The organism is Streptomyces sp. NPDC126499, assembly GCF_040302485.1.
Lineage (GTDB): Bacteria > Actinomycetota > Actinomycetes > Streptomycetales > Streptomycetaceae > Streptomyces.
Genome location: NZ_JBEOUO010000012.1, coordinates 165,371 through 191,194, shown reverse-complemented (window position 1 = coordinate 191,194; position 25,824 = coordinate 165,371). Strand labels below are relative to the sequence as shown.

Sequence of the window (25,824 nt, the reverse complement as noted above, 5' to 3'; positions counted from 1 at the left end):
CGCTCCTTTCACCGTTCCACTGATCTTCCGGTCCGGTCAGGGTAGGACCAGAGAGGTGAAGAAAAGCGAAATTACGGGAATCACTCGGTCAGCCAGTCGCGGAGACGTGCCTCGCAGTGGTGGATGCGCTCCACGTGCACGTGCTCGTCGCGCTTGTGGGCGTACAACGGGTCACCGGGGCCGTAGTTGACGGCCGGGACGCCGAGCGCGCTGAAGCGGGCGACGTCGGTCCAGCCGAACTTGGGGTGGGCGCTGCCGCCGACCGCCTTCATGAAGGCCGCGGCGGCCGGGTGCGACAGGCCGGGCAGCGCGCCGCCGCTCTCGTCGTCGATGACGAACTCGGCGACGCCGCAGTCCGCGAACACCTCCTTCACGTGGGCGACGGCCTGCTCCGGGGAGAGGTCGGGGGCGTAGCGGTAGTTGACGGTGACGACGCACGCGTCGGGGATGACGTTGGTGGCGACGCCGCCCTCGATGCCGACCGCGTTGAGGCCCTCGTGGTACTCCAGGCCGTCGATGACGGGCTTGCGCGGCTCGTAGGCGGCGAGGCGGGCGAGGATGGGGGCGGCGGCGTGGATGGCGTTGGAGCCCATCCACGAGCGCGCGGAGTGGGCCCGCTCGCCCTCGGTGCGCAGCTTGACCCGCAGGGTGCCCTGGCAGCCGCCCTCGACCTGGCCGTCGGAGGGTTCGAGCAGGACGGCGAAGTCGCCGGCGAGCCAGTCGGGGTGCGCCTCGGCGATCTTGCCGAGGCCGTTGAGGTGGGCGGCGACCTCCTCGTTGTCGTAGAAGACGAACGTGAGGTCGCGGTTGGGCGCGGGCACGGTGGCCGCGATCCGCAGCTGGACGGCGACCCCCGACTTCATGTCGGAGGTCCCGCAGCCCCACAGGACGCCGTCCTCGTCGAGCCGGGAGGGCACGTTGTCGGCGATCGGGACCGTGTCGATGTGTCCGGCGAGGACGACCCGCTCGGCACGGCCGAGGTTCGTGCGGGCGACGACGTTGTTGCCGTGGCGGTCGACGGTGAGGTGCGGCAGGGCGCGCAGGGCCCGCTCGATCGCGTCGGCGAGCGGCTTCTCGGTGCCGCTGACGGAGGGGATGTCGACCAGGGCGGCGGTCAGCGCGGCGCCGTCGAGCGAGAGGTCCAGCGAGGCGTTCAGCGGGGCACTGAGAGGAGCGGTGTCAGCCATGTGCCGACCCTAACGCGGCCTCCAGTACGGTGGGGCGCGTGTCCGAGCCCAGCCGTCCTTCCCGTCCCGCCCGCCGCGGTCGTCCCGCCCGGTTCGTGGCGGCGTTCGCCGTGCTCCTCGGCCTGGTCGCCTATGTGGCGGTGCACTACGTCACGGGCAGCAAGGGGGCGCCCCGGTGCAGTGTCGGAAGCGGGGCGAACCGGTACGAGTTCACCCCCGAGCAGGCGTCCAACGCGGCCACGATCGCGGCCGTGGGCACCAGCCGCGGCCTGCCGGAGCGCGCGGTGACGATCGCGCTCGCGACGGCGCTCCAGGAGTCGGCGCTGCGCAACATCGAGCACGGCGACCGGGACTCGCTCGGCCTGTTCCAGCAGCGGCCCTCGCAGGGCTGGGGGACGCCGGAGCAGATCCTGGACCCGGTGTACTCGTCGGCGAAGTTCTACGAGGGCCTGGAGAAGGTCCCGGGGTATTCGCGGCTGCCGCTGACGGTGGCGGCGCAGAAGGTGCAGCGCAGCGGTTTCCCGCAGGCGTACGCGAAACACGAGCCGGACGCGACGCTGCTCTCGGCGGCGCTGACCGGCCGGTCGCCGGCCTCGCTGACCTGCACGGCCAACGTGCGGGAGGACCGGCCGGGCGATCCGGCGCGGGTGCGTACGGAGCTGGTGCGGGCCTTCGGTGAGGAGACGGCGCCCCGGCAGGCGGCGAAGGGCGCCGGGGCGGCCGGCGCGAACGCGGGCGCGGCCCCCGTGGTGGAGCTCTCGGTGCCGGTGCGGGACTCCCGGGGCGCGCGGGAGCGGCGCGGCTGGGAGCTGGCGCAGTGGGCGGTGGCGCGGGCGGACGAGCTGCGCATCGCGGAGGTGGCGTACGGGGACCGGGTGTGGGTCGCGGACGACGCCTCGGGCGAGTGGGAGCCGGCGGGCCCCGAGGGGCCCAAGGGCACGGACGGCTCGTCGGTACGGATCCGGCTGGCGCGCTGACGCGCCGGGCCCGCACGGGGCCGGCGCGGGGGCCCGCAGGGCGGCACTCGGGACCGCTGAGTGGGCAGCCGTGCGAGCCGTCACCTGAAAGTGTCATGGGGCCGGTGTGGCGCGAAGCTCTCCGGTCACCTTTTCAGCGGGCTGACATGTCACCGCAAGGCCCTTGCGCCGCAAGGGAAGTGACGGTTCGGCAACCCACACCGCATTGACGCGTTCGTCCGCTTTCCTCCCCGCCCGCCCCTGCGGCGCATTACCCAGTCTTTACCTTCGGCCTCCGCAACCTCCCCCGCCCCGGGGCCGGTTGTCAGCGCGTCATCGTCCTCTCCGTCGAAGGAGCACCATGTCCCTCCCCCTGACCCGTCGGATCGCCCGCGCCGCCCTGCTCGTCGCGGCCGGAGCAGCCCCCGTGGTCGGTGCGGCCGGCTCCGCGAGCGCGCTGGACCACTCCCTCGCCCCGGCCGGCGGCCTGCCCGGTCTGAGCGCCCTGGACACCACCGCGGCGGACTCGACCCTCGACACCGCGACCGGCGTCGTCGGCGAGACCGGCGGCAAGGCCGCCCCGGCCGCCCAGCAGCTCGCGAGCGACCCGGCCGGTGCGGCGGCCGACACCCTCGGCCAGACCGCGGGCGCGGCCGCCGAGTCCGCCGAGGCCCCGGCCTCGGACGCCCTGGGCGGCCTCCCCGACACCGGCGCCCTGCCCGGCGCCGGCCTGATGGGCGGCCTGCCGATCGGCGGCTGACCGGCCGCCGCACACGCCGAGGGCCCGGGGAGCACCGTCCCCCGGGCCCTCGGTCCGTCGAGGGACAACCGGCGGCTCCCGACAGGGATCCGGGGTCACCCCAGGCGCTTGACCGCCGCCTCGACCCGCTCGTCCGTCGCCGTGAACGCCACCCGCACGAACCGCTCGCCGGCCTCCCCGTAGAAGTCGCCGGGCGCCACCAGGATGCCCTTCTCCGCCAGGTACGCCACCGTGTCCCAGCACGGCTCGTCCCGGGTCGCCCACAGGTAGAGGCTGGCCTCGCTGTGCTCGATCCGGAAGCCGTGCGCCTCCAGGGCCCCCCGCAGGGCGGCCCGGCGGGCCGCGTAGCGGGCCCGCTGCTCGGCCACGTGCGTGTCGTCGCCGAGCGCCGCGACCGTGGCGGCCTGCACGGGGGCGGCCGTCATCATGCCGCCGTGCTTGCGGATCTGGAGCAGCTCGCCGAGGACGGACGCGTCGCCCGCGATGAACGCCGCCCGGTAGCCCGCCAGATTGGACCGCTTGGACAGGGAGTGGACGGCGACGATCCCCTCGTACGAGCGGCCGCAGACGTCCGGGTGCAGCACGGAGACCGGGTCGGCCTCCCAGCCCAGCTCCAGGTAGCACTCGTCGGAGAAGACCAGCACGCCGTGCTCGCGCGCCCAGGCGACGATCCGCCGCAGCTCGTCCTTGTCGAGGACCCGGCCGGTCGGGTTGGACGGCGAGTTCAGCCACAGCAGCTTCAGCCCCGCCGGGTCGAGCCGGGTCGGGTCGTCGTAGACGAGGGGCTCCGCGCCGCACAGCCGCGCGCCGACCTCGTAGGTCGGGTAGGCGAGCCGCGGGTAGGCCACCTTGTCCCCCGGGCCGAGGCCCAGCTGCGTCGGCAGCCAGGCCACCAGTTCCTTGGAGCCCACCACCGGCAGCACGTTCTCGTGCGCGAAGCCGGTCGCGCCGAGACGCCGCTCGCACCAGCCGGTGAGCGCGTCCCGCAGCTCCTTCGTGCCCCACACCGTGGGATAGCCCGGCGAGTCCGCCGCCGCGACCAGGGCGTCCTGGATCAGCGCGGGCACCGGGTCCACGGGCGTGCCCACGGACAGGTCGACGATGCCGTCCGGGTGGGCCGTCGCCGTCTGCTTGTACGGCTCCAGCTTGTCCCAGGGGAAGACGGGCAGGCGCGAAGAGACTGCGCTCACGGTTGTGCTCCTCGTACGTACGGATACGCGTCGGTCCCGTACAGCGGCGAGGCCGTACGGGACCGAGGGCGAATGATCAGCCGTTCTGCGGCGGCAGGGCGGCGATGAAGGGGTGGTCGCGCTCGATCAGGCCGAGCTTGGAGGCACCACCGGGCGAGCCGAGCTCGTCGAAGAACTCGACGTTCGCCTTGTAGTAGTCCTTCCACTCCTCCGGAGTGTCGTCCTCGTAGAAGATCGCCTCGACCGGGCAGACCGGCTCACAGGCCCCACAGTCGACGCATTCGTCCGGGTGGATGTACAAGGACCGCTGGCCCTCGTAGATGCAGTCGACGGGGCACTCCTCGATGCACGCCTTGTCCTTGACGTCGACACAAGGCTGCGCGATGACGTAGGTCACGCTGTCGTTCCTCCTCGATAGGGCTGGTCTGCGCGGGAGCGCGGTGTCGTCGATGCCCGCCCCTAGTATCTCCGTTCTTGGGGACGATCCGAACAGGAGGGGCTCAGAAGCTGTGGAATTCACCGGTGGAGGACGCCTCGAGGTCCGCATTACCGCTGCTGACGTGGGAAAACGTGTCTCAGTTCGGTGCGTGACGGACTCGGGTGCGGCGGACGCGAGATTCACCGACGCGGTCGGGGTTCTCACATCATGGGACGCGGGTGTGCTGCTGATCACACGGCGGACCGGTGAGGTCGTCCGGATCGCGGAATCCTCGCTCGCCGCGGGCAAGGTCGTCCCCGCCGCCCCGGCCCGCCGGCGCGGCCCGGCCGCCGGCTTTCCCGAGCTCGCGCGGGCCGCCGCGCGCGCGTGGCAGCCGCTGGAGAGCGAACCCCTCGGCGAGTGGACGCTGCGCGCCGCCGGAGGATTCACCCGGCGCGCCAACTCCGTGCTGCCGCTCGGTGATCCCGGCCTCCCGCTGGACGCCGCCCTGGAACGCGTACAGGAGTGGTACGCGGCCCGCGGGCTGCCCGCGTACGTCCAGGCGGCGACGGGCGCCGAGGGCACCCAGGAGCTGCTGTGCGCCGACCTGGAGCGGCGCGGCTGGGTCCGGGAGGTCTCGGCCGAGCTGCGGACCGCGTCGCTCGCCCCGATCGGCGACACCGACGCCGACGTGGACGCCGTGCGGCTCGCCCGGTCCGTCGACGAGAACTGGCTGCGCCGCTACCAGCGCTTCGGCGAACCCGGCCCGCACGTGGTGAAGGTGCTCGGCAGCGGCCCGAGTGTGTGGTTCGCGTCCGTACCGGGCACGGAAGACATACCGGCGGCGATCGGACGCTGTGTCGTCGACGGCCGCTGGGCCGGCTTCATGGCCGTGGAGGTCGACCCGGGCCGGCGGCGCGGCGGCCTGGCGACGGCCGTCATGACCGCGCTCGCCCGCCGGGCCCTGGACGAGGGCGCCTCGGCCGCCTGGCTCCAGGTGGAGTCGGACAACGACGGCGCCCGGGCGCTGTACGACGGGATGGGCTTCACCGTGCACCACCACTACCACCACTACCGCTGGACGGACGCGTGACCGACGGAGGCGACGTGACCGACTGGCGGCGGGAGTTCGCGGAGGAGGCCAGGTCCGAGCGGCCCGACCTCGCCCGGCTCTGCCTCCTCGTCGGCGCGGTGGCCGACCCCGCGGTGACCCAGGCCGACCTGGACGCCGCCGAGATCGAACTGGACCGGCTCGCCGGTCTGCTGCCCTACGGGACGCGGGGCGGCGCGGACGCGTGGGTCACGGCGCTCGCCGAGCTCCTCGGCCGGCGCGAGGGCTTCCTGGGCGTGCCCGCCGACTACCAGCGCCTGGAGTCCTCGCTGCTCCACGAGGTGCTGCGGCGCCGGCGCGGACTGCCGATCCTGCTGTCCGTGGTGTGGATCGAGGTCGCCCGCCGGGCCGGCGCCCCCGTCTACGGCCTGGGCCTGCCCGGCCACTTCGTCGTCGGCTTCGGCGACCCCGCGGAGCTCCACCTCGCCGACCCCTTCGCCGGCGGCCGGCCGATGACCGCCGCCGACGCGGAACTTCTCTTCGCGGGCGCCACCGGCGAGGCGCTCGACCCGTCGATGCTGCGCCCCGCCACTCCGGCGGCGATCGTGCTGCGCATCCTCAACAACATCCGCGCCTGGGCCGCCGCCCGCCCCGAACGCTCCGACGTGGCCCTGTGGGCGGTGGAGCTGTCCCTGCTGCTCCCCTCCCACCCGGCCCGCCTCCGTTACGAGCGCGCGGAGCTGCTCGTCCAGCGCGGCGACTTCCTGACGGGGGCGGCGGAGATGGAGGCGTACGCGACGGTGATGGACGCGGTGGAGCCGAGCGCGGCCGAGACCATCCGCCGCAAGGCGAAGGCGGCCCGCGCGCTGCTGAACTAGCCGGTCCCCCGGGGCGGGGTGAGGGCGGGGCGGCCGGATGCGAACCGGCGTCCTCGCGGTTTTGAAAGACCGCGCGCGTCGACCTCTGCGCTACGACCCCGCCCTCGGGAGGCAGCCTCGGGCACATCTCGCGTACGGACCCGGATACGCGGGGAGCCCCGCCCGGTGGTGCGGGCGGGGCTCCTCGGTCGCTCGGGGGGCGTAGGGGCCGTCAGCCCTCGCCGCTCAGGTCGATCGACTTCGTCCGCTCGGCCTTGGTCTTCCCGCGCAGCGCGTCGCGCATCACGAAGGCGACGTCGTCGGCGGAGACCTCGTGCCGGGTGCCGTCGGCCTTGGTGATCATGATGCCGTCGAAGACGCCGTCGAGGAGCTCCTCGATGGCCTTCTTGTCGTAGACCTCGACCAGCCGGCCGTCGACGGCCTTCATGGAGAGGATCTTCGGCAGGGACCGCGCGGGGCCGAAGTCGATCTGCTTGGAGCCGGCCTTGATGGTGATGATGCCGGACATGGCGGGCTCGGCGAACTCCTCCATCGCCCGGTCGAGCTCGGCCTTGGTGATGGTCGGCTGCCGGGTGACGACGGGCAGTTCGACGACCTTGGACCGGCCGGTCTCGACCTGGGCGCGGTAGGCGTCCTTGACCGCGATCATCGAGCGCTGGACGTCGAGGCCCTTGCCCGGCTTGCCCTCGACCGCGGTGACCTTGCCCGGGGAGAAGACGATGGTGCCCTCGGTGACCGAACCGGAGGTGCCGGCCAGGTCGGTGAGGGCGACGCCGAGCTTCTCCTCGTCGACCGGGAAGACCGGCTGGGCGACGCGCTCGCCGCCGAAGAGGGAGCCGATGACGGAGACGGGGTTGTAGTCGCTGCCGGCGGCGGCGCGCACGGTCTCCTGGGCGTCCAGGGCGAGGCCCGCCTTGTCGGGGGCCAGTTCGGTCTTCCGGCCGCCGACGCTGAGCTGGAGCGGGGCGTGGGCACGCTTGCCGAGCTCCGCCTCCAGCCTGGTGACGGCCTCCTCCTTCGTACCGCCGCCGATGTCGACGCCGAGGACGGTGGTGCCCTTGGGGACGTCGGAGTGGTTGAGGAGGAGCCCGGCGCCGTAGGCGACACCGGCGAGGCCGACGACGCCGACGCAGGCGAGGACCAGCTTGGAACGCTTCTTCACGGGCCTGGCCGTGGACGCCGGTGCGGGCCTCGGGGCCGGGGCCGCGGCGGCCGCGACGTCCTGGTCGCGCTCGGGGATACGGGGGGTCAGGTCCGGCCCGGACGGCGGGACGACGGGCATCCCGCTGGTGAGCGTGGCGCCCGAGACGTGGCCGCCGTCGACCGGGCCCGGCACCGGGGCCGGGGGCTGCGGGGTGAGGATCGCGGTGTCGTCGGACATGCGCGGCGGCACCGAGCCGCGGGGAGCGGCACCGCGCGCGTGGTCGGGTCCGACGACCGGGCTGGTGCCGGTGACCGGTCCGGTGGTCGGCCCGACGGGGGCACCGGCGGCGTCGACGACGGGCGTGCCGGCGGCCGGGGTGTGGCCGGGGCCGCTGTCGTAGAGGGGGTTGGCGGGGGCGGCCGGGCCGTCGTGGCGGGGGGTGCCGCCGGCGGGCGTGTGGCCGGCGCCGGTCAGCGGGGTGACGACCGGCATGCTCTGGGTGGTGGAGGCCGACGGGACGCCGTCCGCGGCGGAGCCGGCGAAGCCGGTGGCCGGGGCGGACGGAGCGGCCGGGGCGGACGCCGACGGGCCGGGGCCCGGGACCGGGGCGGCCGGAGCCGGGGCGGGCGCGGACGGCGGAGTGGGCTTGGGCGGCGCGGACGCCTTCCGCGGCGCGAACCAGTCGCTGGTCTTCTCCTCGCCCGTGCCCTGCTCGGCCGCGGCCGGGGGCTCCGGCTGGGGCGCGGGGGCCGGGGCGGGCCGGGGCGGCTCGACGGCCGTCCGTGGCTCGGCGGCCGGTCCCTGGCCCTGCGCCTCGGCTCCGGCCTGGGTGTCGCCGACCGGCTTGCGGACGACCACGGGCGGGATGGGACGCGAACCCGGGATGTTGATCCGGATCCGGGTGGTCAGCGTGGTCTCGGTCTTGGGCTCCTCCGGCGGTCCGGCGGCGGCCGCCGCCTCGTGCGCGGCCTCCTGGCCCGCACGCAGGCCGTACGGCGGAGTGCCCGAGGGGTACGCCGCCCCGCCGCGCGGCTGGGCGCCGGAGGACGAACTGTCAGTCTCTCGACCAGTTTCACGACTCAAAGCAGGATCTCCCGGTTGGCTCCGCCGCCCGCTCTTGCTGATGCTCGTGGTGATCCGGGCGGTCGGCGGCGCGCACCACCATACTGGCCGCCGCCGATCCGCACCCGACCCGGCGTGGATCCGCCATGGGCATTCCGGCCGAAGTCAAGACAGGATGGCGTCAAGTCTCCCTGCTACGGGGTGGGTCGGGGCAGCCGGTTCATCGTGGCGCACATCACAGCGAGGGCCATGCCGCCGAGGAGGTAGACCATCTCGCCGAGGCCGCCGCCGAACAGTCCGTCGCCCTCGGGGCGCCCGAGGCTGAGCAGCACGACGGCGACGAGCCAGCCGCCGCCGGCCGCGGCGACGCCGAGCTGGGTGCCGGTGGCGCGCACCGCGCCGTAGAAGAGGCCGGCGGAGGCGAGCAGCGCCAGGAACAGCCCGGCGGGCAGCCAGGCCGCCTGGACCAGCGATCCCGCGGTGCCGACGAGGGCGCCGAGGACGAAGAGCACCGCGTACCAGACGTAACGGACGGCGGGGGCGGGCAGCACGTCGGGGTGCCGGGGCGCGGTCACTCGGCGACTCCGGCGAAGAGGTCGGTCTCGCGTTCGCCCGTGGGTGCGCCGGGCGTGCCCTGGACGAGCTCGTAGTACTCGGTGGTGAAGAGGGGCTGGCCCAGGTTGTTGGAGAGCGCGAAGAAGGGGCCGTCGACGGCGACCTGGGTGACGTGGGCGCGCATGGCGGCGGCCTTGCGGGCGGCGTACGAGGGGGTCTTGCCGCCCTCCTCGCTCTCCCCCGCGCGCTCGCCCGCGGTCTCCCCGGCGCTCTCGCCCGCGATCTCGGCGGTGATACGGGAGTCGTCGACGACACCGGGGACGTCGTCGATCGTCGCGTCCTCGGGGAAGACCGAACCCTCGGCGCGCAGCCGTGCGAAACCGGCCTCGGCGACGGAGCGCGGGACCCGGTTCCAGTAGATCTTGGCGATGGCGTGGGCGGGGCCGAGGTCGGGCCGGTACGAGGGGTCGGCGGCGAGCTCGGCGGCGCGCATGGCGACGCGGTGGGCCTGGATGTGGTCGGGGTGGCCGTAACCGCCGTCGGGGTCGTAGGTGACGAGGACCTGCGGACGGGTCTCGCGGACCACTTCGACGAGGTGGGGGGCGGCGGTGTCGACGTCGGTGTTCCAGAAGGCGCCGTCGCGGCGGTTCTGCTCGGCGCCCATCATCCCGGAGTCGCGGAAGCGCCCCGGGCCGCCGAGGAAGCGGTGGTCGGTGACGCCCAGCTCCTTCATGGCGGCGGCGAGTTCGCCGACGCGGTGCTCGCCGAGCCGGTCCTCCCGGTCCGGCGCCAGGTGGGCGAGCTCGGGCGGGATGACCTCGCCCTCCTCGCCCAGGGTGCAGGTCACCAGGGTCACGAGGGCGCCCTCGTCCGCGTACCGGGCCATGGTGACGCCGTTGTTGATCGACTCGTCGTCCGGGTGCGCGTGCACGAGGAGCAGACGACGGGCTGGGAGATCCGTCATGGCCCCACCCTACGAGGCGGGGCCCGCGACGGTCGGGCAGGTCAGAACTTGAGGCCGCCGATCATGCTCGCCACGTTGGTGGTGAGCGTGCTGATGGACGGGGCGATGGACGAGCTCGCCAGGTAGAAACCCAGGAGTGCGCAGACCGCCGCGTGACCGGCCTTGAGCCCGGATTTCCGGATCAGGAGGAAGACGACGATCGCCAGCAGCACAACCACCGAAATCGAGAGTGCCACGGCGGTTCACCTCCACACTTCTTCGGTCGGACATTTCGGTCGGACGTTCGGTTGGCATGTGCCGGTGGATGCATACCCACCTAGCGCTACGGATCATAACTATCCGTGCCATCGCATCGATCGGTGTACGGGGGCATGAGGGGGCGCACGGACGCTAGTTTCGGTCACATGACTTCGCCACGAGACGAATCGGTGTCCTTCCCCCGCCAGTACGCGCGGACACAGCGCTTCACGCTCGGCGCACCGCGCGGTTTCACGGTCTCTCCGGACGGCGGGCGCGTGGTCTTCCTCCGCTCCGGTACGGGCCCGGCCGACGCCGGGACCGACCGCTCGCACCGACTGTGGGTGCTCGACCTCGACACGGGCCGGGAGCGGCTCGCGGCGGATCCGGAGGTGCTGCTGGCGGGTGCCGCCGAGGAGTTGTCGGCCGAGGAGCGGGCGCGCCGGGAGCGGGCCCGGGAGGGCTCGGGCGGGATCGTGGGCTACGGCGTGGACGGGGCGGTGGAGTTGGCGGCGTTCGCGCTGTCCGGGCGGCTGTTCACGGCGGAGCTGCGGGCGGGGACCGCGCGCGAGCTGCCGGTGCCGGGTCCCGTGGTGGACCCGCGTCCGTCGCCGGACGGGCGGTGGGTCGCGTACGTGGCGGGCGGGGCGCTGCGGGTGTGCGGCGCGGACGGCACGGGCGACGACCGGGCCCTGGCCGGGCCTGGAGCAGACGGGGAAGGGGCGGCGGACGCGGAGGAGGCGGACGCGGAGGGGGCGGACGCGGAGGGGGTCACGTACGGGCTCGCCGAGTTCATCGCGTCGGAGGAGATGAACCGCGGCCGTGGCTTCTGGTGGAGCCCCGAATCCGACCGCCTGCTCGTCGCGCGCGTGGACGAGCGTCCGGTGCGGCGGTGGTGGATCGCGGACCCGGCGCACCCGGACCGCGCACCGCAGGCGGTCGCGTACCCGGCGGCGGGGACGGCCAACGCGGAAGTGCGGCTCTTCGTCGTGGATCTGGCCGGAAACCGCACCGAGGTGGAGTGGGACCGGGCGGCCTTTCCCTACCTGGCCCGGGTGCACTGGTCGGCCGGCGGGCCCCCGCTGCTCCTCGTCCAGGCGCGTGACCAGCGCACGCAGGCGTACCTGGCGGTCGACCCGGACTCGGGGGCGACCCGGACGGTGCGCCGGGAGGAGGATCCGGTCTGGCTGGAGCTGTTCACCGGGGTGCCGGCCTGGACGGCGGACGGACGTCTCGTACGCGTCGAGGACCGGCCGGGCGAGGGCGGCGCACGGGTCCTGGCGGTCGGCGACCGGGCGCTGACGGACGCCCGGCTGCACGTGCGCGCGGTCCTCGACGTCGGCTCAGAAGATGTCCTGATCTCTGCGTCGGCCGGTGAGGCCGCCGAGGCGCCCGAGACGGGCGAGATCCATGTGTACCGGGTGCGTCTGGACGGTGAGCCGGGCGTGGAGCGGCTCTCGGAGGGCACCGGGGTGCACGGGGCGGTGCGGTCCGGCGCGGTGACGGTGCTGTCCTCGGCCCGGCCGGACGTGCCGGGGAGCGTGACGCGGGTGCTGCGGGACGGGAAGCGGGTCGCCGAGGTCGCCTCGTACGCGCGGACGCCCGGGCTACGGGCCGGGGTGCGCCTCACCGAGGCGGGCGCGCGGCGGATCCCGTGCGCCGTGCTGCTTCCGTCGGGCTGGACGGAGGCGGACGGGCCGCTGCCGGTGCTCATGGACCCGTACGGCGGTCCGCACGGGCAGCGGGTGCTCGCCGCGCACAACCCGCATCTGACCTCGCGGTGGTTCGCCGAGCAGGGTTTCGCGGTGGTCGTCGCCGACGGACGGGGCATGCCCGGTCGCTCCCCCGCCTGGGAGAAGGCGGTCCACCGTGACCTCGCCCTGTCGCTCGACGACCAGGTCGACGCGCTGCGGGCGCTGGCCGGGCGCTTCCCGCTGGACCTCGGGCGGGTGGCGATCCGCGGTTGGTCCTTCGGCGGCTATCTCGCCGCGCTCGCGGCGCTGCGCCGCCCCGATGTGTTCCACGCGGCCGTGGTGGGCGCGCCGGTGACGGACTGGCGGCTGTACGACACCCACTACACCGAGCGGTATCTGGGCCGCCCGGACGAGGAGCCGGAGGTCTACACGGCGAACTCGCTGCTGTCCGACGACGGCCTGACCGATCCGCGGCCGCCGTTCCGGCCGATGATGATCGTGCACGGTCTGGCCGACGACAACGTGGTGATGGCGCACACCCTGCGGCTGTCCTCCGCGCTGCTCGCGGCGGGCCGGCCGCACGAGGTCCTGCCGCTGTCGGGCGTCACGCACATGACCCCGCAGGAGCGGGTGGCCGAGAACCTGCTGTTGCTCCAGGTCGACTTCCTGCGGCGGTCGCTCGGTCTGGATCCGTCCTCCGACTGATCACCAGCCGGGCGGGGGCTTCGCCGGCGGGGCCGGGGGGAGGGCGGCGACGGGCCGGTACGGGGCGGGGCGCGGCCGGCCCGGGCGGGCGAGCAGGGCGAGGACGGTCAGCCCGGCGAGGAGGGAGAAGAGGCAGCCGAGGTCGTACGCGCCCGCGTACAGGCCCTGTTCGGCGGGGAAGGCGTGCCGGCCGGGGTGGGGCGCGGCGGCGGCTTCGCTCGCTCCGACGCAGGCCAGGAGCAGTCCGGCGAGCAGGCCGAGCGGCCGGGTGGGCCGGGCGCGGGCGAAGGCGCTGACGGCGGCGGCGAGGAGGAGCAGGACGAGGACGGCGTTCAGCCAGGCCGGGGGGACGGCGAGGGCGGGCAGCTGCAGGCCGCGTCCGCCGGTGAAGCGGCTGAGGGTGTGGTCGGCGGGGAGCAGCGTGGCCCAGCGCAGCTCCCAGCCGGCCCACAGCAGGGCGGCGGTCGCGCACAGGACTCCGGCGGCGACGGCGGGGCCGGTCGAGGGGCGTGCGGGTGGGGGCAGGGTGCCGGGGCGGGAGACGGAGCGGGGGCCGAGGCCAGGGCGGGGACCCGGGGCGGACTCCGGGCCGTCGTCGCGGCGGCCCGCGGCGGCGGTGGCGACGAGCCCGGCGGCGAGGGCCAGGAAGAGGAGGGTGGTCAGGAGCACCTCGACGCCGGAGGCCCACAGTCCGGGCAGGCGCAGCGCGAGGGTGGCGAGGCCGGTGACGGTGAACGCGGAGGCGGCGAGAGGGGAGCGCAGGGCGGCGGCTCCGGTGGCGGCGTAGACGAGGACCAGGAGCGCGTCGACCGGCGAGGTCGCGGTGGCATGGCGGCTCCGGAAGCGGAGGTCGCCGACCCAGTACCGGAGGAGTTCGGTGCTCGGGCCGAGGGCGGCGAGGTCGCGCAGCATCCAGAGGACGACGACGAGGGCGAGCGCGGCGCACAGGGCGGCGCCGGTGAGACGTGCCGTTCGTGTGACAGTCACGAGGCCGATACTCACGGTCGCCTTCGGCGGGGACAAGCGGTTCCGCATATGCGCGGTGCTTGTGCGTCAAGTCGGGGGCCCGGGTGGTGGGACGGGGGCTCCAAGGCGCTGGGGCGGGGCGGCCGGCCGGGGCGGTATGGCGCGCTCCGGCCGGCCTACGGCACCCGCACGGCCGTACGTCGCCGAGCTTCCCCGGTTCGTATATCGGATCCAATTCGGCGAAGTTGCCTCTGCGTTAAGGCATGTTGGATCCAGTATCCGATCCGCCGGATCCCCCCGGTCGATCGGATCCGTTCTCCGAGGGCACCACGTGCTTCTCCTCCGCGAAGTGGCAGGCCGAGTCGTGCCGCGCCGGGGAGTCGGTGTCCCGGAAGACGGCCGGGACGGCGAGCAGCGGGACCTCCAGGGCGCAGCGCTCCTGCGCCTTCCAGCAGCGGGTGCGGAAGCGGCAGCCCGAGGGGATGTTCGCCGGGGAGGGCACGTCACCGGTGAGGATGATCCGCTCGCGGTGCGCGCGCGCCTCGGGGTCCGGCACCGGGACGGCGGACAGCAGCGCCTGGGTGTAGGGGTGGGTCGGATGGTCGTAGATCTGGCTGTCGGTGCCGGTCTCCACGATCCGGCCCAGGTACATGACGCCGACCCGGTCGGAGATGTGCCGGACGATCGACAGGTCGTGCGCGATGAAGACGTACGAGAGGCGGAACTCCGTCTGGAGCCGTTCGAGCAGGTTGACCACCTGAGCCTGCACGGAGACGTCGAGGGCGGACACCGGCTCGTCCGCGACGATGATCTCGGGCCGGAGGGCGAGGCCGCGGGCGATGCCGATGCGCTGGCGCTGACCGCCGGAGAACTGGTGCGGATAGCGGTTGATGTACTCCGGGTTGAGGCCGACGACGTCGAGCAGCTCCTGCACCTTGCGGCGCCGGTCGCCCTTCGGGGCCACCTCGGGATGGATCTCGTACGGCTCTCCGATGATGTCGCCGACCGTCATGCGCGGGTTCAGCGAGGTGTACGGGTCCTGGAACACCATCTGGATGTTGCGGCGCACCGCCTTGAGGGCGCGCGGGGACAGGGTGGTGAGGTCCTCGCCCTTGTACAGGATGGCGCCGGCGGTCGGCTTCTCCAGGTTGACCAGCATCTTGGCCACGGTCGACTTGCCGCAGCCGGACTCGCCGACGATGCCGAGGGTCTCGCCGGCGGCCAGCTCGAAGTCGACGCCGTCGACCGCCTTGACCGCGCCGATCTGCTTCTTGAAGAGCACGCCCCGGGTGAGCGGATAGTGCTTGACCAGGCCGCGGACCTGGAGAATCGCCTCATCCATGGAGGCACTCCTTCCAGTAGTGGCAGGCACTGGAGCGCGGTACGGGTGACTCGGTGACGTCGTACAGCGGCGGCACGTCGGTGCGGCACCGGTCCCGGGCGAGCGGACAGCGCGGGTTGAAGGCACAGCCGGGCGGAATGGCGAGGAGGTTGGGCGGCAGGCCCTTGATGGCGAAGAGCTCCGAGCCCTTCTGGTCCAGGCGCGGGATCGATTCCAGCAGCCCCTTCGTATAAGGGTGGGCGGGCGCCTTGTAGATCTCGTGGACGGGCGAGTGCTCCACGATCCGGCCCGCGTACATGACGGCGATCTTGTCGGCGACGTCGGCGACCACGCCGAGGTCGTGGGTGATGAGGATGAGCCCCATGCGCAGCTCGCGCTGGAGCTCGGCGAGCAGCTCCATGACCTGCGCCTGGACGGTGACGTCGAGGGCGGTGGTGGGCTCGTCGGCGATGATCAGGTCCGGCTCCAGGGCGAGCGCCATGGCGATCATGATGCGCTGGCGCATGCCGCCGGAGAACTGGTGCGGGTACTGCCCGACCCGTTCCTTGGCCGCGGGGATGCGGACCCGGTCCATCAGCTCGACGGCCTTGGCCCTGGCGTCCTTGCGGGACATCCCGCGGTGGACCTCGAACATCTCGCCGAGCTGGTCGCCGACGGAGAGGACCGGGTTCAGGGAGGACAGCGCGTCCTGGAAGATCATCGCCATCCTGGCGCCGCGGATCTTCCGCCGCTCCTCCTCCCGCAGTGTCAGCAGGTCCTGGCCCTGGAAGAGGATCTCGCCGCCGGTGATCCGCCCGGGCGGCATGTCCAGGATGCCCATGACGGCCTGGGCGGTGACGGACTTGCCGGAGCCGGACTCGCCGAGCACGGCGAGGGTCTCCCCCGCGTCGACGGAGTAGGTGACGCCGTTGACCGCCTTGGCCACCCCGTCGCGGGTGTGGAACTCCACGTACAGGTCACGGACTTCGAGCAGCATGGCCCTACCTCAGCTTGGGGTCGAGGGCGTCGCGCACCGCGTCGCCGAGCATGATGAAGGCGAGCACCGTGATGGCCAGGGCGCCGGCCGGCCAGAGCAGCATGTGCGGGGCGTTGCGGATGTACTGCGAGGCCGAGGAGATGTCGATGCCCCAGGAGACGGTCGGCGGCTTCAGGCCGACGCCGAGGTACGACAGGGTGGCCTCCAGGGCGATGTAGGTGCCGAGCGCGATGGTGGCGACGACGATCACGGGGGCGACGGCGTTGGGTGCGATGTGGCGCAGCAGCATCCGGGAGTTGGAGGCGCCGAGGGCGCGGGCCGCCTGGACGTAGTCGTTCTGTTTGGCGGTGATGACGGAGCCGCGGGCGATGCGGGAGATCTGCGGCCAGCCGAGCAGCACCATGAAGCCGATGACGGGCCAGACGGTGGAGCTGGTCACCACCGAGAGCAGCACCAGGCCGCCGAGGACGACGGGGATGGCGAAGAAGATGTCGGTGACGCGGGAGAGGAAGCCGTCCCAGGCCCCGCCGAAGAAGCCGGCGAGGCCGCCGAGCACGCTGCCGAGGATCGCGACGCCGAGGGTGGCGCAGACGCCGACGGTGACGGAGGTGCGGGCGCCGTAGACCGTACGGGTGTAGACGTCGCAGCCCTGGCCGTTGAAGCCGAAGGGGTGGCCCGGCTGGGAGCCCTCCTGGGCCTTGGACAGGTCGCAGTCGAGCGGGTCGCCGGAGGCGATCAGCTGGGGCCAGATCGAGATGACGACCAGGAAGAGGATGACGAGGCCGGAGACGATGAAGACGGGGTTGCGGCGCAGGTCGTGCCAGGCGTCCGACCACAAGGAACGCGGCTTTCGGTCCGGGCCGGTGCCTTCGGGGCCGCCCGGTGTCTTCTCCAGCGTCTCGCCCTCGTCCATGGCGAGGTCCACGGCCCCGCCCGCTCCGGTGGCGGCGATGGCGGCCCCCTCCTCGTGGTACGGGTCGTGCGGCTGCTCAGGCATAGCGAATCCTCGGGTCGAGTACGGCGTACAGGAGGTCGACCAGCAGGTTGGCCAGGAGGAACACCAGGACCAGGACGGTCACGAAGCCGACGACGGTCTGGGTGTTCTGGCGGACGATGCCCTGGTAGAGCTGGTAGCCCACGCCGTGGATGTTGAAGATCCGTTCGGTGACGATGGCGCCGCCCATGAGGGCACCGACGTCGGCGCCGATGAAGGTCACCACGGGGATCAGGCTGTTGCGCAGCAGGTGCCGGGTGATGACCCGGCGGCGCGGCAGGCCCTTGGCGACGGCGGTGCGCACGTAGTCGGCGCGCTTGTTCTCGGCGATCGAGGTCCGGGTGAGCCGGGTGACGTACGCGAGGGAGACGGAGGCGAGGACGAGGCCGGGGACGATGAGCTCGCCGAAGGCGGCCTCGGGTGACACGGCGGGCTTGATCCAGCCCCACTTCACGCCGAGGAGCAGCTGGATGAGCAGACCGGTGACGAAGGTGGGGACGGACAGGACGACCAGGGTCAGCAGCAGGACCGTGGTGTCGACGGGGCGGCCCCGGCGCAGACCGGTGACGACGCCGAGGGCGATGCCGATGACGATCTCGAAGAGGATGGCGACGATGGTGAGCCGGATGGTGACCGGGAAGGCGTTGCCCATCAGCTCGGTGACCGGCTGGCCGTTGAAGGCGGTGCCGAAGTCGCCGGTGAAGACGTTGCCCATGTAGGTCAGGTATTGCTGCCAGACCGGCTTGTCGAGGCCGAACTCCCTCTTCAGCTGGGCGGCGGTCGCCGGGTCGCACTGGCGGTCGCCGCACAGACCGGCGATGGGGTCGCCCATCACGTTCACCATCAGGAAGATGAGCAGGGTGGCGCCGAAGAAGACCGGGATCATCTGCAGCAGCCGCCGGATCACGTAACGACCCACGGAAACCTCCAAAGAGGGCGAGGAAGGCGTACGGCCCGGCGCGGGGTCCGCGGGGCCGGGCCGTACGCCGCCGACCTGTCAGGCCTGCTCGGCCCGCCGGGGCATCACTTGACCTTGATCTGGTCGTAGACCGGGACGCTGAAGGGGTTCAGGGAGACGTTCTCGACGCGCTCGGAGTAGCCGGCGCTGCCGTTCTGGTACCAGAGCGGGATGGCGCCCATGTCGTCGCGGAGGACTTCCTCGGCCCGCTGGAAGAGCTCGACGGCCTTCTTGGTGTCGGTCTCGGCGTTGGCGTCGTCGACGAGCTTGTCGAACTCGGGGCTGGAGTACTTGCCGTCGTTGGAGGAGGCGTTGGTGTAGTATAGCGGCTGGAGGAAGTTCTGGATGAGCGGGTAGTCCATCTGCCAGCCGGCCCGGAAGGGCCCGTTCAGCTTCTGGGTGGTGACCTGGTTGCGGTAGTCGGCGAAGGTGCCGACCGGGTTGCCGACGCAGGCGTTGTTGTTGCCGAGGGCGCGGTTGATGGAGTTGCAGACGGCGTCCACCCACTCCTTGTGGGAGCCGGTGTCGGCGTTGTACGAGATCCGGAGCGTGCCGCCGGGGATGCCGCCGGCCTCGGCGACCAGCTTCTTGGCCTCGGCCGGGTTGTACTCGCAGGCCTCGCCGCAGAGTTCCTTGTAGCCGCCGTCGGCGCCGAGGACGGGTGAGGTCCAGTCCTTGGCGGGGGTGCGGGTGTTCTGGAAGATCGTCTCGGTGATCTGCTTGCGGTCGATGGCCATCGACAGGCCCTTGCGGAGCTTCTCCTGGCCGGGCTTGTTGAACTCCGGCTTGTAGAAGGGCCAGGCGAGGGTCTGGATGATGCCGGCGGGGGTGTTGATGTACCGGTCGCCGAGGTCCGCGGAGACGTTCTTGAGCTGGGAGGCGGGGACGTCGTCGACGAGGTCGAGGTTGCCGGCCGTCAGGTCGGTGTAGGCGGTGTTGTTGTCGGTGTAGACCTTGAGGGTGATGCCGCCGTTCTGGGCCTTGTCCGTGCCGGGGTAGGCGTCCCACCGCCGGAGGACCATCTGGGAGCCCTTGGAGTACGAGTCCACGGTGTACGGGCCGTTGCCGATGGGCTTGGACAGCCAGCCGGCGTGGTCGTCGTAGAAGGCCCTGGGGAGCGGGGCGAAGGCCGCGTAGCCGAGGGTGTCGGGGAAGGTCGAGAACTTCTGGGTCAGCTTGACGGTGAAGGTCCGCTCGTCGACGACCTTGAGGCCGGACAGGGTCGCGGCGGTCGGCTGGCCCTTGTCGGGGTGGACCTTGTCGTAGCCCTCGATGTAGCCGAAGAAGTAGGCGTTCTTCTGGTTGTTCTTCAGGTGGGCGCCGTAGTTCCAGGCGTCGACGAAGGACTTCGCGGTGACCTTCTCGCCGTTGGAGAAGGTCCAGCCGTCCTTGACGGTGATGCGGAAGTTCGTCGAGTCGGTGGTCTCGATCTTCTCGGCGAGCATGTCCTTGGCCTCGCCGGTCTTCGGGTCGTACTGCTTGAGCCCGCGGAAGATCATGGACAGCACCTTGCCGCCCTGCACCTCGTTGGTGTTCGCCGGTTCCAGCGGGTTCTGGGGGTCACCCCACGAGGAGGTCACGACGCCGTCCGCGCCGCCGCCGCCGGTGTCGCCGCCCCCGCCGCAGGCGGTCGCCGCGAGGGCGACGGCGGTGGCCAGAGCGGCCCACTTGGCGTGCGTGGCTCCGCGCATGGAGTGCCTCCCGATGTCCTCAGTCTGACTTAGGGCCCAATATCACCCGATATGGAGGGGAGTGCACTTTTACGGCGTCCGGATGAACGCAAGGGCCCCCGGCACCCTCACGGGGTGCCGGGGGCCCTTGCGGACGAGGCCGGACGAGACCGGATCAGACCGGATCAGGCCGGATCAGGACCGGATCAGACGGCGAGGACCGCCTTCTCCTCGGCGAAGTGGCACGCGGACTCGTGCGCGGCCGGGGTGTCCTGCCCCTTGAAGCGCTCCGGGACCGCGAGCAGCGGGACCTCGGTGGCGCACTTGTCCTGCGCCTTCCAGCAGCGGGTGCGGAAGCGGCAGCCCGACGGCGGGTTGGCCGGCGAGGGCACGTCACCGGTGAGGATGATCCGCTCGCGGTGCGCGCGGGCCTCCGGGTCCGGCACCGGCACCGCGGAGAGCAGCGCCTGGGTGTACGGGTGGGTCGGGTGGTCGTAGATCTGGGTGTCCGTACCGATCTCGGCCATCTTGCCCAGGTACATGACGCCCACGCGGTCCGAGATGTGCCGGACGATCGACAGGTCGTGCGCGATGAAGATGTAGGAGAGGTTGAACTCGTCCTGCAGCTTCTCCATCAGGTTGATGACCTGGGCCTGGACGGACACGTCCAGGGCCGAGACCGGCTCGTCGCAGATGATGATCTCCGGGTTGAGCGCGAGGCCGCGGGCGATGCCGATGCGCTGGCGCTGACCGCCGGAGAACTGGTGCGGGTAGCGGTTGATGTACTCGGGGTTCAGACCGACGACGTCCAGCAGCTCCTGCACCTTGCGGCGCCGGTCGCCCTTCGGGGCCACCTCGGGGTGGATGTCGAAGGGCTCGCCGATGATGTCGCCGACCGTCATGCGCGGGTTCAGCGAGGTGTACGGGTCCTGGAACACCATCTGGATGTTGCGGCGCACGGCCTTGAGCGCGCGGCCGGACAGCCGGGTGATGTCCTGGCCCTTGTAGAAGACCTCTCCCGCGGTGGCCTTCTCCAGGTTCATCAGGAGCTTGGCGACGGTGGACTTGCCACAGCCGGACTCGCCCACGATGCCGAGGGTCTCGCCCTGGAAGAGGTCGAAGGAGACCCCGTCCACGGCCTTGACCGCGCCGACGCTCTTCTTGAACAGGATGCCCTGGGTGAGCGGGAAGTGCTTCTGCAGGTTGCGGACCTGGAGAATCGGCTCACCGCGCTCGACCGGAGCCTCGATGGCGGCTACGGCCTCCGCCTCGGACACGCCCCCGGCCTCGTTCGTCTTGCTCAGCTCAGCCATGGATCGTCTCCTTCCAGAAGTGGCAGGCGCTCTTGCGGCCCGGCAGCTCGGCGCCGTCCTGCTCGGTGACCGGCGCGAGCGCCGGGATCTCCGTACGGCACAGGTCGGTCGCCTTGGGGCAGCGCGGGTTGAAGGCGCAGCCGGTCGGCACGCGGAGCAGGTTGGGCGGGAGGCCCTTGATCGCGTAGAGCTCCTGGCCCTTCTGGTCCAGGCGCGGGATCGAGTCCAGCAGACCGCGGGTGTACGGGTGGGCCGGGCGCTTGTACAGCTCGTGCACCGGCGCCTGCTCCACGATGCGGCCGGCGTACATGACCGCGATCTTGTCCGCGACGTCGGCGACGACGCCGAGGTCGTGGGTGATCAGGATCAGACCCATGTTGTATTCCTGCTGGAGCTCCGCGAGGAGGTCCATGACCTGAGCCTGAACGGTCACGTCGAGCGCCGTGGTGGGCTCGTCCGCGATGATCAGGTCCGGCTCCAGGGCGAGCGCCATGGCGATCATGATGCGCTGGCGCATGCCGCCGGAGAACTGGTGCGGGTAGTCGGAGACCCGCGCCTTGGCGGCGGGGATCTTCACCCGGTCCATCAGCTCGATGGCCTTGGCCTTGGCGTCCTTCTTGGACAGGCCGTGGTGCACCCGGAACATCTCGCCGAGCTGGTAGCCGACGGAGAGGACCGGGTTCAGGGAGGACAGCGCGTCCTGGAAGATCATCGCGATCTTGCGACCGCGGATCTGCCGGCGCTCCTCGTAGGACATCTTCAGCATGTCCTGGCCGCGGAAGAGGATCTCGCCCTGCGGGATCCTGCCGGGCGGCATGTCGAGGATGCCCATGATGGCCTGGGCGGTGACGGACTTGCCGGAGCCGGACTCGCCGAGGACGGCGAGCGTCTCGCCGGCGTCGACCGAGTAGTTGACGCCGTTGACCGCCTTCGCGACACCGTCGCGGGTGTGGAACTCGACGTGCAGGTCGCGCACTTCGAGGAGCGGACCGGTGTGGTCGTCGCCGTCGCGCGGCGCGGGGACGGCCGCGGTCTTGTCAAGGATGGTCATCTGTTACGCCCTCCTCAGCGCATCTTCGGGTCGAGGGCGTTACGGACCGCTTCGCCGAGCATGATGAACGCCAGAATGGTGATGCTCAGCATGATCGAGGGCCACAGCAGGATGTGCGGAGCAACGCGGATCTGGTCGACGGCGGTGGAGACGTCGACGCCCCAGGAGACCGTCGGGGCCGCGAGACCGAGACCCAGGTAGGACAGGGTCGCCTCGGCCGAGATGTAGCCGCCGAGCGCGATGGTCGCGACGACGATCACGGGCGCCATGGCGTTCGGCAGGATGTGCTTGAACAGGATCCGGCCGGTGCCGGCGCCGAGCGCCTTGGCGGCGTGCACGTAGTCGGCCTGCTTGACGGTGATCACGGCACCGCGCATGACGCGGGCCATCTGCGTCCAACCGAGGAAGGCCAGTGCGCCGACGACCACCCAGACGGTGCGCTCGGTGAAGGACTGCAGGACGACCATGGCGCCGAGCAGGAACGGGATGCCGAAGAAGATGTCGGTGACCCGGGAGAGGATCGCGTCCATGACGCCGCCGAAGTAGCCAGCGAGCATGCCCATGAGGCCGCCGACGACGGTGACGATGGCGGTGACGCAGACGCCGACGATGATCGAGGCACGGGTGCCGTGGATCATGCGGGCGTACACGGAGCGGCCCTGGCCGTCGTAGCCGAGCCAGTCGGCCTGGCCGATGTGCGCGAGCTGCGGCTTGCCCAGGTAGTGGTTCACCAGGTCACCGACGGTCGGCGAGGCGCTGGTGAACAGCGTCGGGAACGCCGCGACCATCAGCAGGAAGAGGATCAGCACGGCCGAGACGAGGAAGTACGGGTTACGACGCAGGTCGTGCCACGCGTCGCCCCACAGCGAGCGGGGCTTGTCCTGCTTCGGCGCGGCGGCCTCGACGACGGAGGGGGCGTCGACGGCTTCTTCTGCCACGGTGGCGGTCTTGGTCACGTCAGGCATAACGGATCCTCGGGTCCAGGACCGCGTACAGCAGGTCGATGAGAAGGCTGGTGACGAGGTAGACGATCACCAGGATGGTGACGAGACCGACCAGGGTCGAACCCTCGCGGCGCGAGATCGACTCGGCGATCAGACCGCCGACGCCCTTGATGTTGAAGATCTTCTCCGTCACGACCGCGCCACCCATGAGGGCACCGATGTCGGTGCCGAGGAAGGTGACGACGGGGATCATCGAGTTGCGCATCAGGTGGACGCCGATGATGCGGCGCTTGGGCAGGCCCTTGGCGACGGCCGTGCGCATGTAGTCGGCGCGCAGGTTCTCCGCCATGGACGTACGGGTCAGTCGGGCCACGTACGCGAGGGACAGACCACCGAGGACCACCGCCGGGGCGATCATCTCGGACCACAGCTGGTCGTTGCTGACGTTCGGCTCGATCCAGCCCAGGTTGTCGGCGAAGACCATCTTGATGAAGAAGCCGAGCACGAAGACCGGGATCGAGATGATCAGCAGGGTGAAGATCAGGATCGCGTTGTCGGCGAGCTTGCCGGCCTTCAGGCCACCGATGATGCCGAGGCCGATGCCGAAGATGAGCTCGAACGCGAAGGCCAGGGTCGCCAGCTGGAGCGTCACGGGGAACGCCTCACCGAGCACCTCGGTGACCGGGCGGTCGTTGCGGATCTGGGTGCCGAAGTCGAAATGAAGGATGATGCCCTTCATGTAGTTCCAGTACTGCTCGTACAGCGGCAGGTCCAGACCGAGCTTGTGTCTGATGGCCTCGATGGTCGCCGGGCTCGCGCCCTTGTCGCCGAACAGACCCGCCACGGGGTCGCCGGGCAGGCTGTAGACCATGAGGAAGATCAGCAGGGTTGTCCCGAAGAACACCGGGATCATCTGGAGCAGTCGTCGTGCGACATAGCGCCCCATCATGCCTCCGTTGAGATGTGACGGCCGCAGCCGACGGGCCCTCCCCCGACCGCGCGCCCAGATGCGGGCACGCCGATGTCGTGGAAGGGCCCCCCAGCCACTGCGTAAGGCGCCGAGACGGGGCTGACGATCCGTCAGCCCCGCGACGGCGAGCGGACTACGCTTGGGTGATTACTTCTTGACCTCGACGCCGGTCAGGATCGGGTCGCCGTCCTGGCCGTACGCCACGCCGGAGACCTTCTCCGAGTAGCCCGCGTTGACCTTGTAGTACCAGAGCGGGATCGACGGCATGTAGTTGACCAGGTCCTTCTCGATGGCCTGGTACGCCTTGACCGACTCGTCGAGCGTCTTGGCCGAGTCGGCGGCCGCGATCTTGGCGTCCAGCTCCTTGTTGGAGAAGTCGCCCTGGTTGCCGCCCGCACCCGTACGGAACAGGTCCGAGATGAAGTTGGCGTTCACCGGGTAGTCGAGCACCCAGCCGGAGCGGTACAGGGACTTGACCTGCTTCGTCTTACGAGCGGTCAGGTCGGCCTGGAAGTCCGGCTTGCCGTCGCCGACGCACTGGACGCCGGTGGACTGCTGGATGGAGTTGCAGACGGCCTCCACCCACTCCTTGTGGCCGCCGTCGGCGTTGTACTGGATGGAGATCTTGTTGCCGGGGACGCCGCCGCCGGCCTTGATGAGCTCCTTGGCCTTGGCCGGGTCGAACTTGGTGATCTCGACCGCGTTCGGCTGGTAGCCGAGCACACCCTTGGCGACCCAGCCGGTGGCGGGCTCACGCGTGCCGTTCAGCACCGTCTTGGTGATGGTGGCGCGGTCGATGCCCATGGACAGACCCTGGATGACGCGCGGGTCGACCTGCTTCGGCTTCTTCCACTGGTCGGCGTAGAAGGCGACGGCGACGGTCTGGATCGCGGAGTACGCCTGGTCCACGGCGCGGTCGCCGAGGTCCTGGCGGTAGACCGGGAGGTCCTTCGGGGCGATCTGACGCAGGACGTCGACGTTGCCCGACTTCAGGTCCTCGTACGCGGCCTCGAGGGTGGTGTAGTTCTTGAAGACCACACCGCCGTTCTTCGCCTTGTTCGGGCCCTTGTAGCCGTCGTAACGGACGATCTCGATCTTCTTCTTGTGGTCCCAGGACTTGAACTTGTAGGGACCGTTGCCGACCGGGTTCTTGCCCGCGGCGACCGGGTCCTTGAAGAAGGACTCCGGGAGCGGGGCGAAGACGATGTAGGCGAGCTTGTGCGCGAAGTACGGGACCGCGCTCTTGAGCTCGATGGTGAAGGTGTTGTCGTCGACGATCTTCAGACCGTCGAGCTTGTCGGAGGTCGGCTTGGCGCCCTCCCCCTCGGGGTGCACCTTCTCGAAGCCCTTGACGTCCGCGAACCAGGACGCGAGGCCCTGCGCGTTCTTGACGTTGGCGTTCCAGTTCCACGCGTCCACGAAGGACTTGGACGTCACCGGGGTGCCGTCGTGGAAGGTCCAGCCCGGCTTGAGCTTGACGGTCCAGGTCTTCGAGTCGGTCGTGGTGACCGACTCGGCGTTGATCATCTCCAGGGAGCCGTCGGCCTTGTAGTCGACCAGGGTCGAGAACAGACCGGACATGACCGCGGAGCCGTTGGACTCCATCGTGTCACCGGTGAGCAGGGGCTTCTCAGGCTCGCCCAGCTCGACGGAGAAGATTCCGTTCGGGTCGACGGCGCCGGCGCCAGCCTTGCCCTCGTCGCTCTTACCCCCGCCACAGGCGGTCGCTGCCAGGGCGACAACGATCGCGCCCGCTACCCACTTGGCGCTCTTGGCACCGCGCATGGGTTCCTCCTCATGAGTCCACTTGTCACTACAAGAGAGGCACTCCGAGTTCTG

General features: G+C 71.4%; 23 protein-coding genes and 1 tRNA gene. 5 read left to right on the top strand and 19 right to left on the bottom strand.

The window, feature by feature from the left end; genetic code table 11:
- Positions 1 to 80: 80 nt before the first annotated feature.
- On the bottom strand, positions 81 to 1,187 hold the full coding sequence (dapE, locus tag ABTZ91_RS20045; protein WP_352078515.1) for a succinyl-diaminopimelate desuccinylase: 1,107 nt from the start codon (positions 1,185 to 1,187) through the stop codon (positions 81 to 83).
- 38 nt (positions 1,188 to 1,225) lie between these two features.
- Here dapE and ABTZ91_RS20040 point away from each other — a divergent pair, with 38 nt between their 5' ends.
- Both ABTZ91_RS20040 and ABTZ91_RS20035 read left to right on the top strand, forming a co-directional pair.
- Positions 1,226 to 2,164 carry a hypothetical protein gene (locus ABTZ91_RS20040; protein ID WP_352078514.1) on the top strand — a complete coding sequence of 313 codons (939 nt, stop codon included), beginning with the start codon at positions 1,226 to 1,228 and terminating at the stop codon, positions 2,162 to 2,164.
- Positions 2,165 to 2,504: 340 nt separating this feature from the next.
- Positions 2,505 to 2,903, top strand: coding sequence for an ATP-binding protein (locus ABTZ91_RS20035; RefSeq protein ID WP_352078513.1), 399 nt, complete (start codon positions 2,505 to 2,507; stop codon positions 2,901 to 2,903).
- A gap of 95 nt (positions 2,904 to 2,998) precedes the next feature.
- Here ABTZ91_RS20035 and ABTZ91_RS20030 read toward each other — a convergent pair whose 3' ends face one another.
- Together ABTZ91_RS20030 and fdxA are read right to left on the bottom strand one after the other, a co-directional pair.
- Positions 2,999 to 4,093 carry a bifunctional succinyldiaminopimelate transaminase/glutamate-prephenate aminotransferase gene (locus tag ABTZ91_RS20030; RefSeq protein ID WP_352078512.1) on the bottom strand — a complete coding sequence of 365 codons (1,095 nt, stop codon included), beginning with the start codon at positions 4,091 to 4,093 and terminating at the stop codon, positions 2,999 to 3,001.
- A gap of 76 nt (positions 4,094 to 4,169) precedes the next feature.
- Complete coding sequence (fdxA, locus tag ABTZ91_RS20025) at positions 4,170 to 4,490, bottom strand: ferredoxin (RefSeq protein WP_010474859.1); 321 nt, start codon at positions 4,488 to 4,490, stop codon at positions 4,170 to 4,172.
- 112 nt (positions 4,491 to 4,602) lie between these two features.
- Here fdxA and ABTZ91_RS20020 point away from each other — a divergent pair, with 112 nt between their 5' ends.
- Both ABTZ91_RS20020 and ABTZ91_RS20015 read left to right on the top strand, forming a co-directional pair.
- Positions 4,603 to 5,604 (top strand): GNAT family N-acetyltransferase, encoded by a 1,002-nt coding sequence (locus ABTZ91_RS20020; protein ID WP_352078511.1) that lies wholly within the window; start codon positions 4,603 to 4,605, stop codon positions 5,602 to 5,604.
- Entirely contained in the window at positions 5,601 to 6,440 is an 840-nt protein-coding gene (locus ABTZ91_RS20015) for a transglutaminase-like domain-containing protein (protein WP_352078510.1), read from the top strand. The genes ABTZ91_RS20020 and ABTZ91_RS20015 overlap by 4 nt, the downstream gene beginning before the upstream one ends.
- 23 nt (positions 6,441 to 6,463) lie before the next feature.
- Here ABTZ91_RS20015 and ABTZ91_RS20010 read toward each other — a convergent pair.
- From ABTZ91_RS20010 to ABTZ91_RS19990, 5 genes are all read right to left on the bottom strand, one after another.
- Positions 6,464 to 6,542: transfer RNA gene (locus tag ABTZ91_RS20010), tRNA-OTHER, on the bottom strand.
- A 109-nt stretch (positions 6,543 to 6,651) separates the two neighbouring features.
- Positions 6,652 to 8,667, bottom strand: coding sequence for a hypothetical protein (locus tag ABTZ91_RS20005; RefSeq protein ID WP_352078509.1), 2,016 nt, complete (start codon positions 8,665 to 8,667; stop codon positions 6,652 to 6,654).
- Positions 8,668 to 8,840: 173 nt separating this feature from the next.
- Positions 8,841 to 9,221: a DUF6113 family protein gene (locus ABTZ91_RS20000; RefSeq protein WP_407077994.1), complete on the bottom strand. Its 381-nt coding sequence runs from the start codon at positions 9,219 to 9,221 to the stop codon at positions 8,841 to 8,843.
- Positions 9,218 to 10,165 carry an N-acetyl-1-D-myo-inositol-2-amino-2-deoxy-alpha-D-glucopyranoside deacetylase gene (gene mshB, locus ABTZ91_RS19995; RefSeq protein ID WP_352078508.1) on the bottom strand — a complete coding sequence of 316 codons (948 nt, stop codon included), beginning with the start codon at positions 10,163 to 10,165 and terminating at the stop codon, positions 9,218 to 9,220. The genes ABTZ91_RS20000 and mshB overlap by 4 nt, the downstream gene beginning before the upstream one ends.
- Before the next feature lie 41 nt (positions 10,166 to 10,206).
- Entirely contained in the window at positions 10,207 to 10,401 is a 195-nt protein-coding gene (locus ABTZ91_RS19990; RefSeq protein ID WP_345485825.1) for a hypothetical protein, read from the bottom strand.
- A gap of 168 nt (positions 10,402 to 10,569) precedes the next feature.
- Here ABTZ91_RS19990 and ABTZ91_RS19985 point away from each other — a divergent pair, with 168 nt between their 5' ends.
- Positions 10,570 to 12,801, top strand: a complete 2,232-nt coding sequence (locus ABTZ91_RS19985) for an alpha/beta fold hydrolase (protein WP_352078507.1) — start codon at positions 10,570 to 10,572, stop codon at positions 12,799 to 12,801.
- On the opposite strand, the gene ABTZ91_RS19980 is transcribed toward ABTZ91_RS19985, so the two are convergent.
- From ABTZ91_RS19980 to ABTZ91_RS19930, 11 genes are all read right to left on the bottom strand, one after another.
- Entirely contained in the window at positions 12,802 to 13,788 is a 987-nt protein-coding gene (locus ABTZ91_RS19980) for a hypothetical protein (protein WP_352078506.1), read from the bottom strand.
- Positions 13,789 to 14,023: 235 nt separating this feature from the next.
- On the bottom strand, positions 14,024 to 15,109 hold the full coding sequence (locus tag ABTZ91_RS19975; RefSeq protein ID WP_352078505.1) for a dipeptide ABC transporter ATP-binding protein: 1,086 nt from the start codon (positions 15,107 to 15,109) through the stop codon (positions 14,024 to 14,026).
- On the bottom strand, positions 15,102 to 16,085 hold the full coding sequence (locus tag ABTZ91_RS19970; RefSeq protein ID WP_352078504.1) for an ABC transporter ATP-binding protein: 984 nt from the start codon (positions 16,083 to 16,085) through the stop codon (positions 15,102 to 15,104). The genes ABTZ91_RS19975 and ABTZ91_RS19970 overlap by 8 nt, the downstream gene beginning before the upstream one ends.
- A 4-nt stretch (positions 16,086 to 16,089) precedes the next feature.
- The gene (locus ABTZ91_RS19965) at positions 16,090 to 17,082 is read right to left on the bottom strand and encodes an ABC transporter permease (RefSeq protein WP_352078503.1); all 993 of its coding nucleotides are present in this window, start codon (positions 17,080 to 17,082) and stop codon (positions 16,090 to 16,092) included.
- The gene (locus ABTZ91_RS19960; RefSeq protein WP_352078502.1) at positions 17,075 to 17,998 is read right to left on the bottom strand and encodes an ABC transporter permease; all 924 of its coding nucleotides are present in this window, start codon (positions 17,996 to 17,998) and stop codon (positions 17,075 to 17,077) included. Before ABTZ91_RS19960 ends, ABTZ91_RS19965 begins: the two co-directional genes overlap by 8 nt.
- 104 nt (positions 17,999 to 18,102) lie before the next feature.
- A complete protein-coding gene (locus ABTZ91_RS19955) occupies positions 18,103 to 19,728 on the bottom strand; it encodes an ABC transporter substrate-binding protein (protein WP_352078501.1) in 1,626 nt (541 codons plus the stop codon).
- A 185-nt stretch (positions 19,729 to 19,913) separates the two neighbouring features.
- Positions 19,914 to 21,020: a dipeptide ABC transporter ATP-binding protein gene (locus ABTZ91_RS19950; RefSeq protein ID WP_352078500.1), complete on the bottom strand. Its 1,107-nt coding sequence runs from the start codon at positions 21,018 to 21,020 to the stop codon at positions 19,914 to 19,916.
- Complete coding sequence (locus ABTZ91_RS19945; protein ID WP_352078499.1) at positions 21,013 to 22,071, bottom strand: ABC transporter ATP-binding protein; 1,059 nt, start codon at positions 22,069 to 22,071, stop codon at positions 21,013 to 21,015. The genes ABTZ91_RS19950 and ABTZ91_RS19945 overlap by 8 nt, the downstream gene beginning before the upstream one ends.
- Positions 22,072 to 22,085: 14 nt before the next feature.
- Positions 22,086 to 23,036 (bottom strand): ABC transporter permease, encoded by a 951-nt coding sequence (locus ABTZ91_RS19940; RefSeq protein ID WP_352078498.1) that lies wholly within the window; start codon positions 23,034 to 23,036, stop codon positions 22,086 to 22,088.
- The gene (locus tag ABTZ91_RS19935; protein ID WP_352078560.1) at positions 23,029 to 23,961 is read right to left on the bottom strand and encodes an ABC transporter permease; all 933 of its coding nucleotides are present in this window, start codon (positions 23,959 to 23,961) and stop codon (positions 23,029 to 23,031) included. The genes ABTZ91_RS19940 and ABTZ91_RS19935 overlap by 8 nt, the downstream gene beginning before the upstream one ends.
- Positions 23,962 to 24,132: 171 nt before the next feature.
- Positions 24,133 to 25,770, bottom strand: a complete 1,638-nt coding sequence (locus tag ABTZ91_RS19930) for an ABC transporter substrate-binding protein (protein ID WP_352078497.1) — start codon at positions 25,768 to 25,770, stop codon at positions 24,133 to 24,135.
- Positions 25,771 to 25,824: the final 54 nt, after the last annotated feature.

Coding starts and splice junctions, on each gene's coding strand:
- ABTZ91_RS19985 (WP_352078507.1), top strand. CDS start 10,570: ATGACTTCGCCACGAGACGAATCGGTGTCCTTCCCCCGCCAGTACGCG.
- ABTZ91_RS19965 (WP_352078503.1), bottom strand. CDS start 17,082: ATGCCTGAGCAGCCGCACGACCCGTACCACGAGGAGGGGGCCGCCATC.
- dapE (WP_352078515.1), bottom strand. CDS start 1,187: ATGGCTGACACCGCTCCTCTCAGTGCCCCGCTGAACGCCTCGCTGGAC.
- ABTZ91_RS19950 (WP_352078500.1), bottom strand. CDS start 21,020: ATGGCTGAGCTGAGCAAGACGAACGAGGCCGGGGGCGTGTCCGAGGCG.
- ABTZ91_RS19930 (WP_352078497.1), bottom strand. CDS start 25,770: ATGCGCGGTGCCAAGAGCGCCAAGTGGGTAGCGGGCGCGATCGTTGTC.
- mshB (WP_352078508.1), bottom strand. CDS start 10,165: ATGACGGATCTCCCAGCCCGTCGTCTGCTCCTCGTGCACGCGCACCCG.
- ABTZ91_RS19955 (WP_352078501.1), bottom strand. CDS start 19,728: ATGCGCGGAGCCACGCACGCCAAGTGGGCCGCTCTGGCCACCGCCGTC.
- ABTZ91_RS19975 (WP_352078505.1), bottom strand. CDS start 15,109: ATGGATGAGGCGATTCTCCAGGTCCGCGGCCTGGTCAAGCACTATCCG.
- ABTZ91_RS19940 (WP_352078498.1), bottom strand. CDS start 23,036: ATGCCTGACGTGACCAAGACCGCCACCGTGGCAGAAGAAGCCGTCGAC.
- ABTZ91_RS19970 (WP_352078504.1), bottom strand. CDS start 16,085: ATGCTGCTCGAAGTCCGTGACCTGTACGTGGAGTTCCACACCCGCGAC.
- ABTZ91_RS20035 (WP_352078513.1), top strand. CDS start 2,505: ATGTCCCTCCCCCTGACCCGTCGGATCGCCCGCGCCGCCCTGCTCGTC.
- ABTZ91_RS19935 (WP_352078560.1), bottom strand. CDS start 23,961: ATGGGGCGCTATGTCGCACGACGACTGCTCCAGATGATCCCGGTGTTC.
- ABTZ91_RS19945 (WP_352078499.1), bottom strand. CDS start 22,071: ATGACCATCCTTGACAAGACCGCGGCCGTCCCCGCGCCGCGCGACGGC.